The organism is Streptomyces sp. DSM 42067, assembly GCF_055792885.1.
In genome coordinates, this window is record NZ_CM147706.1 from 6,866,815 (window position 1) to 6,880,550 (window position 13,736).

At 70.7% G+C, this 13,736-nt stretch carries 12 protein-coding genes; 7 read left to right on the top strand and 5 right to left on the bottom strand.

Features of this window, described 5'->3' with window-relative positions; translation table 11 throughout:
- Window positions 1-32 precede the first annotated feature (32 nt).
- From pstB to ACSMXV_RS31095, 3 genes are all read left to right on the top strand, one after another.
- On the top strand, window positions 33-881 hold the full coding sequence (pstB, locus tag ACSMXV_RS31085; RefSeq protein WP_473179112.1) for a phosphate ABC transporter ATP-binding protein PstB: 849 nt from the start codon (window positions 33-35) through the stop codon (window positions 879-881).
- Window positions 882-965: 84 nt separating this feature from the next.
- The gene (locus ACSMXV_RS31090; RefSeq protein ID WP_473174459.1) at window positions 966-1,763 is read left to right on the top strand and encodes a winged helix-turn-helix transcriptional regulator; all 798 of its coding nucleotides are present in this window, start codon (window positions 966-968) and stop codon (window positions 1,761-1,763) included.
- An 89-nt stretch (window positions 1,764-1,852) separates the two neighbouring features.
- Window positions 1,853-2,209, top strand: a complete 357-nt coding sequence (locus tag ACSMXV_RS31095) for an ArsR/SmtB family transcription factor (protein WP_473174460.1) — start codon at window positions 1,853-1,855, stop codon at window positions 2,207-2,209.
- A gap of 72 nt (window positions 2,210-2,281) precedes the next feature.
- Here ACSMXV_RS31095 and pstS read toward each other — a convergent pair whose 3' ends face one another.
- Window positions 2,282-3,364, bottom strand: coding sequence for a phosphate ABC transporter substrate-binding protein PstS (pstS, locus tag ACSMXV_RS31100; RefSeq protein ID WP_473174461.1), 1,083 nt, complete (start codon window positions 3,362-3,364; stop codon window positions 2,282-2,284).
- Between the two features lie 400 nt (window positions 3,365-3,764).
- On the opposite strand from pstS, the gene ACSMXV_RS31105 reads away from it, so the two are divergent.
- Window positions 3,765-5,120 carry an NAD(P)-binding domain-containing protein gene (locus tag ACSMXV_RS31105; RefSeq protein ID WP_473174462.1) on the top strand — a complete coding sequence of 452 codons (1,356 nt, stop codon included), beginning with the start codon at window positions 3,765-3,767 and terminating at the stop codon, window positions 5,118-5,120.
- A 26-nt stretch (window positions 5,121-5,146) separates the two neighbouring features.
- On the opposite strand, the gene ACSMXV_RS31110 is transcribed toward ACSMXV_RS31105, so the two are convergent.
- Entirely contained in the window at window positions 5,147-5,950 is an 804-nt protein-coding gene (locus ACSMXV_RS31110) for a VOC family protein (protein WP_473174463.1), read from the bottom strand.
- A gap of 418 nt (window positions 5,951-6,368) precedes the next feature.
- On the opposite strand from ACSMXV_RS31110, the gene ACSMXV_RS31115 reads away from it, so the two are divergent.
- Window positions 6,369-7,214, top strand: coding sequence for a sulfurtransferase (locus tag ACSMXV_RS31115; protein WP_473174464.1), 846 nt, complete (start codon window positions 6,369-6,371; stop codon window positions 7,212-7,214).
- A gap of 286 nt (window positions 7,215-7,500) precedes the next feature.
- On the opposite strand, the gene sepH is transcribed toward ACSMXV_RS31115, so the two are convergent.
- The 3 genes from sepH to ACSMXV_RS31130 all read right to left on the bottom strand — a co-directional run bounded on the left by sepH (window position 7,501) and on the right by ACSMXV_RS31130 (window position 11,472).
- Window positions 7,501-8,556 (bottom strand): septation protein SepH, encoded by a 1,056-nt coding sequence (gene sepH / locus ACSMXV_RS31120; protein ID WP_473174465.1) that lies wholly within the window; start codon window positions 8,554-8,556, stop codon window positions 7,501-7,503.
- A gap of 401 nt (window positions 8,557-8,957) precedes the next feature.
- Window positions 8,958-10,268 carry a D-arabinono-1,4-lactone oxidase gene (locus ACSMXV_RS31125; RefSeq protein ID WP_473174466.1) on the bottom strand — a complete coding sequence of 437 codons (1,311 nt, stop codon included), beginning with the start codon at window positions 10,266-10,268 and terminating at the stop codon, window positions 8,958-8,960.
- Window positions 10,237-11,472, bottom strand: coding sequence for an MFS transporter (locus ACSMXV_RS31130; protein WP_473174467.1), 1,236 nt, complete (start codon window positions 11,470-11,472; stop codon window positions 10,237-10,239). The genes ACSMXV_RS31125 and ACSMXV_RS31130 overlap by 32 nt, the downstream gene beginning before the upstream one ends.
- A 151-nt stretch (window positions 11,473-11,623) precedes the next feature.
- Here ACSMXV_RS31130 and ACSMXV_RS31135 point away from each other — a divergent pair, with 151 nt between their 5' ends.
- Together ACSMXV_RS31135 and ACSMXV_RS31140 are read left to right on the top strand one after the other, a co-directional pair.
- Window positions 11,624-12,751: a ferrochelatase gene (locus ACSMXV_RS31135; RefSeq protein WP_473174468.1), complete on the top strand. Its 1,128-nt coding sequence runs from the start codon at window positions 11,624-11,626 to the stop codon at window positions 12,749-12,751.
- Window positions 12,752-12,899: 148 nt separating this feature from the next.
- Entirely contained in the window at window positions 12,900-13,703 is an 804-nt protein-coding gene (locus ACSMXV_RS31140) for an inositol monophosphatase family protein (protein ID WP_473174469.1), read from the top strand.
- Window positions 13,704-13,736 lie beyond the last annotated feature (33 nt).

Consider the following 13,736-nt stretch of genomic DNA (forward strand, 5'->3'; position numbering starts at 1 on the left):
ACCAGCCCGCCGACCCTCCACAGGAGACCGAGATGACGCCTCCCTCCGACTCCCACGGCGGCACCCGGAGCCCGCGGGCCTCCCATCGCGAAGCCCCGTCCCTGGCCAGCCCGGTCTTCGAGATCGGCAGCCTGTCCGTCTTCTACGGGGACCACGAGGCCGTACGCGATGTGAACATGAACATCGGGGACCGCCAGATCACCGCGATGATCGGCCCCTCCGGCTGCGGCAAGTCGACCGTGCTGCGCTGCTTCAACCGCATGAACGACCTGCTGCCCACGGCTCGGGTGGTGGGGAAGGTCCGGTACCACAACGAGGACCTGTACGGCCGCGAGGTCGACCCCATCGAGGTCCGCCGACGTATCGGCATGGTCTTCCAGGCGCCGAACCCGTTCCCCAAGTCGATCTACGACAACATCGCGTACGGACCCCGGGTGGGCGGCTTCAAGGGCAACCTCGACGACCTGGTCGAGGAGACCCTGACCCACGCCGCTCTCTGGGACGAGGTCAAGGACAAGCTGAAGAGCTCCGCGCTGGGGCTGTCCGGCGGTCAGCAGCAGCGGCTGTGCATCGCCCGCACCATCGCGGTCAAGCCAGAGGTGATCCTGATGGACGAGCCGTGCTCGGCCCTGGACCCGATCGCCACCGCCAAGATCGAGGACCTGATGGAGCACCTTGCCCGGGAGTTCACGATCATCGTCGTCACACACAACATGCAGCAGGCGGCGCGCGTCTCGCACCGCACCGCCTTCTTCACCGCGGACGTCGACCAACAGGGCGTACGCCACGGCCGGCTGGTCGAGTACGACGAGACGGCACTCATCTTCTCCAACCCATCCGACCAGCGCACCGAGGACTACATCTCCGGCCGCTTCGGCTGAGACCGCCGGTCGTAAGACCGATCCTGGTCTCGAGACCGGTCCTGGTCCGTCCCTTTGCGCACGACACGTGAAGGAGAGCCACGGGTGACGCCCGATCCGCACAGGCCGCCGCAGCCATACGTGAAGAGCGGCCCGGGCCGCCCTGAAGAGGGCAAGGCTCCCGATCTCGTGCTGGCCGAGCCCGACGAGGACCTGGCCGCCAAGACCAGGGCGCGCTTCGAAGAGGCGGGCCTTCGGACCGTGGTCTGCCACGACGGCGCCGAGGCTCTGCTGCAGATCGGCGTGCACCATCCCCGGGCGGTGCTGCTCGGCGCTCCGCTGCCGGTCGTCGACGCCGCGAGGGTCACTCAGCTGATCGCCCAACTCCACCTCGTGCCGGTCCTGGTGGCCGCCGGGCCCGACGGGGCCGCGGAGGCGACGGCAGCGGTGGAGGCGGGCGCAGTCGCCTTCGTGGCCCGCCCCTACCGGACCGATGAGATCGTCTCCCTGCTCATCTCCGGAGGCCGGGACGAAGACACCCCCGCCCAGCCCCTGGTGGTCGGCGACATCGAACTCGATGCGGCGGGCTTCCACGTCCGTGTACGCGGGCGCTCGCTGCAGTTGCCCGTACGTGAGTTCATGCTGCTGCGCTACCTGATGGAGAACGCCAACCGGGTCGTCAGCCGGAGCGAGCTGACCCTGGCCCTGTGGGGGAGCGAGACCTTGGACAGCAACACCCTGACCGTGCACATCCGCCGAGTGCGCACCAAACTCCGGGAGGAGGGCGCGAGCCGCTGCACCATCGACGCCATCCGCGGCATGGGCTACCGCCTCGAGTACATCCCCTCGAAAGCCGCGCGCAGGAAGGCGATGCGTACGGGTCAACCGTGGCAACCAAAGTGAACGCTTGGTGAACAAGGTTCGCGCTGTGTCTTCGAACACACTGCACACTTCTGACGGCCACTTATCGTGAAAAGGTGGCTATCACTGAATTGAGCGCCTCGGTGGTGGTTGATGAGGCGCAGGCGGAGACGTGCACTCCTGGGCTCGCGTGTCTGCTGATCGACCGCGAAGAGGCCCAACGGCTGGCAGCCATGCTCAAGGCGATCGCCGATCCCACCCGGCTGCAGATATTCCGGATCATCGAGCGTGCGCCCGCAGGTGAGGCCTGCGTATGCGACCTGGTCGAATGCCTGGGCTTCCGGCAGCCGACGGTCAGTCACCACCTGAAGACAATGACGGAAGCGGGACTGCTGAACCGCGAGCGTCGCGGGACCTGGGCCTGGTACTCGGTCAACCAGGAGGGCCTGAACAAGGTACGCGCGATCCTCGATCCTTCGGTCGCCTGACGGGCGTACGCCTTCGTGCTTGGCGAGGGCCAACTGCCCGCTGTGGGCGGCACGTTGCTCGTCGCCCCGTGATCAGGAAAGGGTCCGTACGACCTGGCGGACGTCGGCGGCGACGGAGTCCGGCAGTGGCGCGTAGTGAATCTCGGCCAGCGTTTTCTGGCCCTCTTCACTCGCGGTGTAGGTCAGGAACGACTTGAGGGCCGGAAGCGTCGCGGACCGGTTTCCCCTGTCGCACACGATCTCGTAGCTGATCAGGACGATCGGATACGCGCCTTCGTCACGGGTCGCATAGTCGAAGTTCAACCTCAGGTCCTTGCCGTCGCCCGCGATCTCGGCCGCGGCGATGCCGGCGGATGCGGTTGCCGGAGAGGGAGCCACGGGCTCGGCCGCTCCGGTGTCGATGCTGATCGTGTCGATCTTCAGGGCGACCGAGAAGGAGAGCTCGAAGTAGCCGATGGCCCCGTCATTCGAATCGACCACCGAGGCAACGCCGCTCGACCCGTCCGCGGACTCTCCGAGCCTGCCCTGCCATGCCTTCTCGGCCGGGTACTGCCACACCTCAGGTGCCGCTCCGGAGAGATAGGACTGGAAGTTCTGAGTCGTCCCCGAGTCGTCCGACCGGTGCACGGGTCGAATGGGTGTGTCCGGCAGTTCGGCGTCCGGGTTCAGCCTCTGGATGGCCGGGTCGTTCCAGGCGGTGATCCGGGCGTCGAAGATTCTGGCCAGGGTCGGGGCGTCCAGCACCAGGTCGTCCACGCCGCGAAGGTTGTAGCCGATGGCGATGGGGCCGCCGAGCATCGGCAGGTCGATGGCTCTGCCGCCCGGGCAGGCATTCTCCGAAGACAGTTCCACATCTTCGGGCTTGAGCGGGCTGTCGGAGCCGCCGAACGCGGTGGCCGCCCGCAGGAACTGGGCGACGCCGGCGCCCGAACCCACGGGGTTGTAGGCGATCCGCACACCGGGGCAGGCGCGTTGGTACTGGCCGATCCAGTACTTCATGGCGTTCTGCTGCGCGGTGGACCCCGAGCCGGGGACCTTGCCCTTCTCGGCGCAGTCGATATCGGCTACCGCAGCAGGCGTGGCGGACGGACGGTGCGAGTCCGCGTCGTCGTCCGAGCCCACGAATCCGCAACCCGCCAGCAGTACGGCCGCCATGGAAGCGGCGGTGATCGTAGTGACCCTTCGGGTCCTGCGTCCCGGATGTGGGCGCTGCACTGTGGTTCCCCCTCGGTGTACCGCGAACAGATCATCGATGCTCGCCGATCGGTCGCGTTGACGGGTGACAGCAAGGCGAACATCCGTCGACGTCCCGCTGTACGGAAATCGAGCGCCGAAAGTCGTGGGCGAGCCGCCGGGGGCGGCGGGGTCGGGCTTGGACGGATGGGTGGTGGTGCAGCGGTTAAATTCGACGTATGTCTATGTTGACAGATGTCGATGCGTCTGCCAGGCTCACGGACGACAGGTGATATCGACAGGTGTCGAATCAGTGAGCGACCGTGAGGGCAGGCCGCATCCGCAGCACGCCAGCACGCCAGCACGTGAGGAGACAGCAGTCATGAGTGAGCAGCAACCGCCGGTGGTCGTGATCGGCGCAGGACCGGTCGGTCTGGCCGCCGCCGCGCATCTGGTCGGCCGTGGCCTGGAACCGCTGGTCCTGGAGGCCGGACCGTCCGCCGGTACGGCGGTGCGCGACTGGTCGCACGTGCGGTTGTTCTCGCCCTGGGCCGAGGTCGTCGACCCGGCTGCCGAGAAGCTGCTCGCGCCTACGGGGTGGGTGAAGCCGGACGGCGCGACGTATCCCTCCGGCGGCGACTGGGCCTCGCTCTACCTCCAGCCGCTGGCCGACGTCCTCGGGGACCGCGTCCGCTACGGCGCCGAGGTCTCAGGGGTCTCCCGCGCCGGCCGCGACCGGGTCGTCGACGCCGGGCGTGAGGAGCAGCCCTTCACCGTCCATGTGGTGCACGCCGACGGCACGGAGGAGCGGATCACCGCCCGCGCGGTGATCGACGCCTCCGGCACATGGACCGCCCCGAGCCCTGCCGGTGGCGACGGCCTGCCCGCCCTCGGCGAGAAGGCGGCCGCCAGCCGCATCGCCTACCGGGTCCCGGACCTCGACGACCCCGCCGTACGCGCCCGTTACGCCGGCAGGCGCACCGCCGTCCTCGGCTCGGGCGCCTCGGCCTTCACCGCCCTCGCGTACCTTGCGGATCTGGCGAAGGAGGAGCCCGGTACGCACGCGGTGTGGATTCTCCGGCGCGGCATCAGCGGCAGCACCTTCGGCGGCGGTGAGGCCGACGAGCTTCCGGCCCGCGGCGCGCTCGGCCTGCGAGCCAGGGCCGCCGTGGAGGACGGATACGCGAGCGCCGTCACCGGCTTCCGCACCGCCGCCGTGGAGAGGGACGGCGACCGACTCGTGCTCGTAGGCGAGGACGAGCGCCGCCTCGACGCCGTGGACGAGGTGATCGTCCTGACCGGTTTCCGCCCCGACACTTCCATCCTGTCCGAGCTGCGTCTGAACCTCGACGAGCGCCTCGAGGCCCCCGTGGCACTCGCCCCGCTCATCGACCCGAACGTCCACTCGTGCGGCACCGTCTACCCGCACGGCGCCAAGGAGCTCTCCCACCCGGAGAAGGACGTCTACGTGGTCGGCATGAAGAGCTACGGGCGCGCCCCGACCTTCCTGGCCATGACCGGATACGAGCAGGTCCGCTCGGTCGCCGCCGCCCTGGCCGGAGACCAGGAGGCCGCCGCACGCGTGGAGTTGACCCTCCCTGAGACCGGAGTGTGCGGCGGCGCGGGCCTGTTCGACGAGCCGGAAGGAACCGAACAGTCCGGCGGAGGAGGCTGCTGCGCGGCACCCACCACCCTGCAGATCGGCGTCGGCGCCCCGACCACGTCGGGCGGCTGCTGACCGGTGCGACCCGCATCGACGCGGTGTCAGCCCGCCGTCCGTAGGAGCGCGAACACCGCTCCCTCGGGGTCCGCCACCGTCGCCGTCCGCCCCTTGTCCCCGTCGCGCGGCGGCTGCAGCACATGTCCGCCCAGGTCGGTCAATCGTTCCGTCGCCTCGTCGACGTCCGCGACCTCGAAGTACGTCATCCAGTGGGCGCCACGATCCCGGGGCAGCGCACGCCCCACGCCGTGGATGGACGCCACCGGGCGGCCGTCCAGATGCAGCGTCACATAGTCGAAGTCGGCCGAGACGACGGCCTCCTCCTTGTAACCGAACACGGACTGATAGAACCGGGCGACGCTCGCGGTGTCCCGCGTCATGAGTTCGTTCCAGGCGGGGGCGCCGGGCACGCCGGCGGCCGCCATGCCCAGGTGCGCGGCCGCCTGCCAGATGCCGAACACCGCGCCGGCCGGGTCCGATGCGATGGCCATGCGCCCCGCGGCGGCCGCATCCAGCGGGCCGACCCCGACGGTGCCGCCGCAGTGGCGCACGGTCGCGGCCGTCGTGTCCGCGTCGTCCGTGGCCAGATACGGCGTCCAGGCGACGGGTAGTTCCCGCCCGCCGGGCAACCGGCCGATGCCGGCCACCTCCTCGCCGTCGAGCAGGGCCCGTACGTACGGCCCGAGTTGTTGCGGCCCGGGTCGGAACTCCCAGCCGAACAGCTCCCCGTAGAACTGCTGAGTCGCCTCCATGCCGTGCACCATCAGACTCACCCAGCAAGGTTCACCGAGTGTGCTCCGTGCGGGACCGGAGTCGTCCTGCCGGTCCTGGGACCCCGCCTCGGTCATCGTCACGCTCTCCTCGACCCCTTCGGTGCGGCCGGACGACGGATGACGTCATCTCCGGTCATCCGCCACCGTCACCTGTAGCCCGTCACCTGCTGCCGTCGGTTGTGCTCGCTTCCACGCTTCACATACGCGCCCCGCGCCACTCTGCGGATGCCGCCGCGTCAGGCAGATGCTCGCACTCCCTGTCGCGGCCCGTGCCCCGGCCGCGCCGTGTCGGGGCGGCTTGTGGCGAGAGGGTGTCCGCATCCCTCACTCACGCGTTGCCGGGTTACTCACCCGTTCCCGGGCCGTTGCCGCGCAATGTCAATCAGTTGTACACGGCGTGCTCGGACCTGCACAGGGCGTGGTCGGACCCGCCCGGCGGAGCAGGTTAGCCGGACCCGGGCGTGGGGGCCACCCCGTGCGCAAGGATGGAGCCATGAATGCCATCATCTCCGCGTCTGAACTGGCCAACGAGTTGGCGGGTGACAACCCGCCGGTGCTGCTCGATGTCCGCTGGCAGTTGAGCACGGCCCAGGGAGCTGCCCCCTTCGACGGCCGGGCTGCATACGAAGCCGGGCACATCCCCGGGGCGGTCTTCGTCGACCTCGACGCCGAGTTGGCGGGACCGCCCGGCGCGGCCGGTCGCCACCCCCTGCCGGACGTGGCCGAGTTCGGTGCGGCGATGCGTCGGGCGGGCGTCTCGGCCGACACCCCGGTCGTCGCGTACGACGGCGGGCAGGGCTGGGCCGCAGCGCGGGCGTGGTGGCTGCTGCGCTGGACGGGTCACCCTTCGGTGCGGGTCCTCGACGGCGGCCTCGGCGCATGGGAAGGGCCGCTCGACACCGAGACGCCTTCGCCGGAGCCGGGGACGTTCGTGCCCGAGCCGGGTGCCACGGGGCTGCTCGACGCGGACGGCGCCGCCGCGCTGGCCCGCACGGGCCTGCTCCTGGACGCCCGCGCCGCCGAGCGCTACCGCGGTGACGTCGAGCCGATCGACCCGGTCGCCGGTCACATCCCCGGCGCCGTCTCCGCGCCGACCACGGGGAACGTCGCGGAGGACGGGCGCTTCCTGCCGGCCGAGGAGCTGGCCCCCCGCTTCAAGGCCCTGGGCGCATCCGGGACTTCCGAGATCGGCGTGTACTGCGGCTCCGGTGTCTCGGCGGCCCATGAGGTACTGGCCCTGGCCGTCGCCGGCATCCCGGCCGCGCTGTATGTGGGCTCCTGGTCGGAGTGGTCGTCGGATCCGTCCCGCCCGGTGGCGACGGGCCCGGAGGCGGGCTGACACACGCGTCCGCGCCACCTGAACCGTCCGCCTGGCGTGTGCCGCGGGAGGCGTGTGGCGGGGGTGTGTGTCTGCCTGGCGTGTGCCGCGGGAGGCGTGTGGCGGGGGTGTGCGTCCCCCGCCGCGTACCGCGAGGGTGTGGGCGCAGAGGGTCCCGCGTTCGCCTGGCGCCTACCCCGAGGGGCAAGTACGCCAAGGGACCCGCACCTACCCGGCGCGGGCCCCTCGGCGTGACGACGGCGGGAGCGACATCGGCGTACGAGCGCCTCCGTGCCCAACCGGACCGCTACTCCTGCTTCTTCCTTCTCGTGCCGAACACGATCTCGTCCCAGCTCGGGACCGCCGCGCGACGGCCGGGCCGCACGCCGTCCGCCTCGGCCTGGCGGTCGGTGGCGCCGACGAGACGGTCACGGTGGCTGGTCACCGAGCGCGGCATGAGCACGTCCGCGTAGGCGGAACCGGCAGATCCGGCCGAGGCCGCGGGGGCCGGCGGCTCCTCCGCCTCGGGCTCCTGCGCGGGCTCCTCCACGGGGCGCTCGGGCGCCGTCGAGGGACGTTCCGGCACGACCATGTCGCCACGGAAGCTGGGCACGGCCTCGAGCAGGCTGGTCAGCGAGTCGCGGCCCTGTTCACTCGGGATGCTCTCCTCGGGTGGCTCGGGCGCCTGCGACGGCAGGCTCGGCCTCTCCAGGGCGCGGTCAAGCGGCCGGTCGCGCGGCAGCCGGGCGATGCGGGGCACGAACGGAAAGCTGGGCTCGGGCGCGGCGAGGTCGTCGGACTCGCCGATCAGCGAGCGCGCCTCGTCGTCGACGGCCTGTACGAGCCGCCGCGGCGGGTCGTACGTCCAGCTCGCCGAGTGCGGTTCGCCCGCGACCCGGTAGACGAGCAGGACCTCCCAGGTGCCGTCGTCGCGGCGCCACGAGTCCCACTGGACGGTGTCCTTCTCGGCGCCGCGCAGCAGCAGCCGCTCCTGGACGGCCTCTCCGAGCGGGGGCCCCGCGTTCTCGCCGGGGCGCCGCACGGGAGTCTTCCGGGCCCGCTCGGCCATGAAGGCGCGCTCGGCCAGCACAGGACCCTCGAAGCGCCGAACGCGGTCGACGGGGATGCCGGCGAGCTGGGCGACTTCCTCCGCGGTGGCACCGGCACGTATACGCGCCTGGATGTCGCGGGGGCGGAGATGGCTCTCCACCTCGATCTCGATCTGGCCGAGGCGGGGACGGTCGCCGCGCACGGCGGCGCGGAGCCGTTCGTCAATCGGAAGCGTGTACTCCGTGCTGTCCGCAGCCTTCAGCACCAGCCGTGTGCCGTCATTGGAGACGGCCACGACACGCAGTTCGGGCATGGGGACCTCCCGGGTGGTGCCTGCCGACGTCACGTGCGTCGCTGCTTCCGCTAGTCGAGTGTGGCCTGCCCGGGTGCAGCCTGCCACAACCTTGCCGAGTTGCCCGGCGTGTCGGGCATGGGCCCTGGATCGCCGTTATGGCACGGTTACCTATTCGCAACGCTCAGTGACCAACTTGGTCACCCTGTGCAACGAGCCCCCTCCCGGCGGTCCTGGATGGACCCGGGCACCCTGGCGGGAGACCGGACCCAGGGCTCGCAACAGTACTCCATTCGGGCCACTCGGGTGGAGCGGCACGCCACCCAACTTCTATCAGGGGGCGGCAGTTGGCCGCAGGACGGCGAATTCGCGTCGCTGCGCGTGGCGCACTTCACAAAGTCCCCGGAAATGGACCTAATTGCTCAGTCGCCCAGGACCCTCCGCAGATAGTCGTTTCCGAAGCGGCGCTCGGGGTCCAGACGTTCGCGCAGGGCCGTGAACTCACCGAACCGCGGGTAGGCCGCCGCGAAGTACCCGGCGTCGCGCGTGTGCAGCTTGCCCCAGTGCGGCCGTCCGCCGTGCGCCGTGAAGATCCGCTCCGCGGCCGTGAAGTACGCCTGATAAGGCGTGCCTCTGTACATGTGTACGGCGATATAGGCGCTTTCACGCCCCGATGCCGTGGACAGCGCGATGTCGTCGGCGGGCGCCGTGCGCACCTCGACGGGGAAGCTGACGCGCAGATCCGAGCGGTCGACCATGGCCTTCAGTTCACGGAGGGTCTCGACCAGGGCCTCGCGCGGGACGGCGTACTCCATCTCGACGAAGCGCACCCGGCGGGGACTTGTGAAGACCTTGTAGGGAATGTCCGTGTACGTACGGGCGGACAGGGCGCGGCTGGAGATCTTCGCGATCGCCGGGATGGTCGCGGGGGCGGCCCGGCCAAGCGAATTGACCGCCTGAAAAAGGCCGTTGGAGAGGAACTCGTCCTCGAACCAGCCGCTCCACCGGCCGACCGGGGCGACCGGACCCGTGCTGCGGTTGTTGCGCTTGGTGTTGCAGTTCCCGGTGTGCGGGAACCAGTAGAACTCGAAGTGCTCGTTCTCCGCGTGGAGTTCGTCGAAACGGGACGTGACCTCGTCGAAGGCCATCGGCTCCTCGCGCGCGGAGAGCAGAAAGAGCGGCTCCACGGCGAAGGTGATCGCACTGACGACGCCGAGCGCGCCCAGGCCTATCCGGGCGGCCGCGAACACGTCCGGATTCTCCTTCTCGGAGCAGCTCAGAACCGAGCCGTCGGCCGTCACCAGCTCAAGGGCGCGAATCTGTGCGGCGATCGAGGCCGATTCGCGGCCCGTGCCATGGGTGCCCGTGCTGGTCGCGCCCGAGACGGTCTGCTCCATGATGTCGCCCATGTTCGTGAGCGACAGGCCCTCCCGGGCCAGGGCCGCGTTCAGGCGCTTCAGCGGAGTGCCCGCCTCCACGATCACGGTGCCGGCCTCGCGGTCGATGCGGCGTATTCCGGTGAGCAGGTCGGGCCGGATCAGCACGCCGTCGGTCGCGGCGGTAGCGGTGAAGGAGTGGCCGCTGCCGACCGCCTTCACCTTCAGACCGTCGTCTGCTGCCTTCCGTATGGCGTCGGAGAGCTCGTCGACCGAGGCGGGAGTGACCTCCCGTACCGGACGGGCGGTGACGTTCCCCGCCCAGTTACGCCACGTGCCGCTCTTCCCGTTCGCCATGCTGCTGGGCCCCTCCCCGCACAGGCACCGGCTGACTGAGCCGGCGGTACCCGAGGAAACCGACCGCCACCGCGACGGCTCCGGACACCGCCGGAACCCCGTACCCGGCGTCCGCACCGGCGGCGTCGATCACCCAGCCGGCCACGGAGGAGCCGAGCGCGACGCCGACCGAAAGCCCTGTGCTCACCCAGGTCATGCCCTCGGTCAGTTGTGCGCGTGGTACGTGCTCCTCGACGAGGGCCATCGTGGTGATCATCGTGGGTGCGATGGACAGGCCCGCGACGAAGAGCGCCACGGCCAGAAACGGCAAGTTTCCGACCAGTAGGAGGGGGATCATACTCATCGCCATCGCACATACGCCCAGCAGCCACCTCCTGGCCGGACGGCCGGTGAAATGCAGAAGCCCGAAGACGGCTCCGGCGATGCACGAGCCCGACGCGTACACAGCGAGCACGAGGCTCGCCGCCGCCTTGTGGCCCTGCTCCTCGGCGAAGGCGACGGTCACCACATCGACCGCGCCGAAGATCGCGCCGGTCGCGACGAACGTGGCGACGAGGACTTGCAGGCCCTTGGAGCGCAGGGCCGAGCCGACGGTGTGGTGCTCGCGGGGGTGCGGTGCCGGCTCGGTGGCGCGCTGGGCCGTCAGCCAGAAGACGCCTGCGGCGAGGAACGCGGCGGCCAGCAGCGGCCCCGCCTCCGGGAACCACACCGTGGACAGACCGATCGAGATGATGGGCCCGAAGATGAAGCAGATCTCGTCCACCACCGACTCGAACGAGTACGCGGTGTGGAGCTGCGGAGTGCCCCGGTAGAGGACCGCCCAGCGCGCCCGGATCATGGAACCGACGCTGGGTACGCAACCGATGCCGGCCGCGAACGCGAACAGCAGCCAGTCCGGCAGCTCGAAGTGGGCGGACAGCAACAGGCCGGCCGACGCGGCCAGCGCCACCAGCGTCGCGGGCCGCAGCACCCGGCGCTGCCCGTGCCGGTCGACCAGCCGGGATATCTGCGGGCCGATCACCGCGGCAGACAGCGCGATGGTGGCCGACAGCGCGCCCGCGAGGCCGTACCGCCCGGTGAGCTGCGAGATCATCGTCACGACGCCGATGCCCATCATCGAAAGCGGCATCCGCCCGAGAAGCCCTGCGGCTGAGAATCCCTTGGTGCCGGGGGCGGCGAACAGAGCGCGGTACGGGCTGGGCAACGAGGACTCCGGCGGGCATCGGTAAGGCGTAAAGCTGGCCGATACAGCTTACGGGTGCGGTGGCTGAGTCGCAGACGGTTTACGGGCCGCTGAGCCCGCCGTTCACGAGCCCGTTTTCCAGGTGTCAGTGGCGGGTGGCAGGATCGGAGGCATGTCACGAGTGCTGGATCCCGCCCCTTATGACGCCCTTCTGCTGCTCTCGTTCGGCGGCCCCGAAGGGCCCGACGACGTCGTCCCGTTCCTGGAGAACGTGACGCGCGGCCGCGGCATCCCGAAGGAGCGGCTGAAGGAGGTCGGGCAGCACTACTTCCTGTTCGGCGGGGTCAGCCCGATCAACGACCAGAACCGCGCCCTGCTCGACGCCCTGCGCAAGGACTTCGCCGACCACGGCCTGGACCTGCCGGTGTACTGGGGCAACCGCAACTGGGCGCCGTATCTGACCGACACCCTCCGCGAGATGGTCACCGACGGCCGCCGCCGCATTCTCGTTCTCGCGACCAGCGCCTACGCGTCGTACTCGGGCTGCCGTCAGTACCGCGAGAACCTGGCGGACGCGCTCGCCGCCCTGGAGGCGGAGGGCCTGGAGCTGCCGAAGATCGACAAGCTGCGGCACTACTTCAACCACCCCGGGTTCGTGCAGCCCATGGTGGAGGGCGTCCTGAGGTCGCTGGCCGAGCTGCCCGAGGACGTACGCGACGGGGCGCACATCGCCTTCACGACGCACTCCATCCCGAACTCGGCCGCGGACACCTCCGGGCCCGTCGAGGACCACGGCGACGGCGGTGCCTACGTCAAGCAGCACCTGGACGTCGCCCGGCTCATCGCGGACGCGGTGCGCGAGGAGACCGGCATCGACCACCCCTGGCAGCTCGTCTACCAGTCGCGCTCGGGCGCCCCGCACATCCCCTGGCTGGAACCGGACATCTGCGATCACCTGGAAGAACTGCACGGGGCCGGGGTCCCGGCCGTGGTGATGGCCCCCATCGGGTTCGTCTCCGACCACATGGAGGTCCTGTACGACCTCGACACCGAGGCCACGGCCAAGGCCGAGGAGCTGGGGCTTCCGGTCCGCCGCTCGGCCACCGTCGGAGCGGACCCGCGGTTCGCAGCCGCGGTGCGCGAGCTCGTCCTGGAGCGCGCCGCCGTCGAGAGCGGGCGCTCCGTGGAGCGCTGCGCCCTCGGTGCGCTGGGCCCGAGCCACGACCTCTGCCCGGTGGGCTGCTGCCCGGCCCGCGCGCCGAGGCCCGCGGCCGCCGGCGCCGACAGCCGGTACGCGTGAGGGGCGCGGACGGCCTGCCCACGGACGGCCTGCCGGCGAACCCGGTGAGGCGGGTCCATCGCATACGGGCCGGCTCGCCGACGGAAGGCCCTCAGATGTCAGACCGGCTGGTGGAGACCCCGGTGACCGCCCAGATCAAGGAGATCCGTTGACCGACCAGCTGAAGGCCGAACTGCTGGAGCTCGCGCTCGAGGCCGCCCTCCGTGCCGGCGAGTTCCTGCGCGACGGACGCCCTGCGGACCTCGGCGTCGCCGCCACCAAGTCCAGTGCCGTCGACGTGGTCACCGAGATGGACATCGCTTCCGAGAAGCTGATCACGGGCCTGCTGACCGACCGCCGGCCGGACGACGGCGTGCTCGGCGAGGAGGGCGCGAGCATCGAGGGCAGCAGCGGGGTGCAGTGGGTCATCGACCCGCTCGACGGAACCGTCAACTACCTGTACGGGCTGCCGAGTTGGGCGGTGTCGATCGCCGCGCGCAAGGACGGCGAGACGCTCGTCGGCGTCGTGCACGCCCCGATGCGCGGCGAGACCTGCCGGGCGGTCCTGGGTGAGGGCGCGTACCTCAACGACAGGCCCGCGCACGTGCGGCCCGCACCCGCCTTCGAGCTCGCCCTGGTCGGCACCGGCTTCGGCTACCTCGCCGAGCGCCGCAACCGGCAGGCCGAGGTCGTCCGGCAGCTCATCCCGCAGGTCCGGGACATACGCCGGGGCGGCTCGGCGGCGATCGACCTGTGCGACGTCGCGGTGGGCCGGCTCGATGCGTACTACGAGCGCGGGCTCAACCCCTGGGACTACGCGGCCGGCGAGCTGATCGCCCGCGAGGCGGGCGCCCTCACCGGCGGCCGCCGCCCCGGCGACGCCCCCACGACCGACCTGACGATCGCGGCCCCGCCCGGCCTGTTCGAGCCGCTCCAGGCCCGCCTGGACGAACTGGGCGCCTGGCACGACTGAGCCGGGCTCAGTCAGTGCCGCCGCTGGACGCGG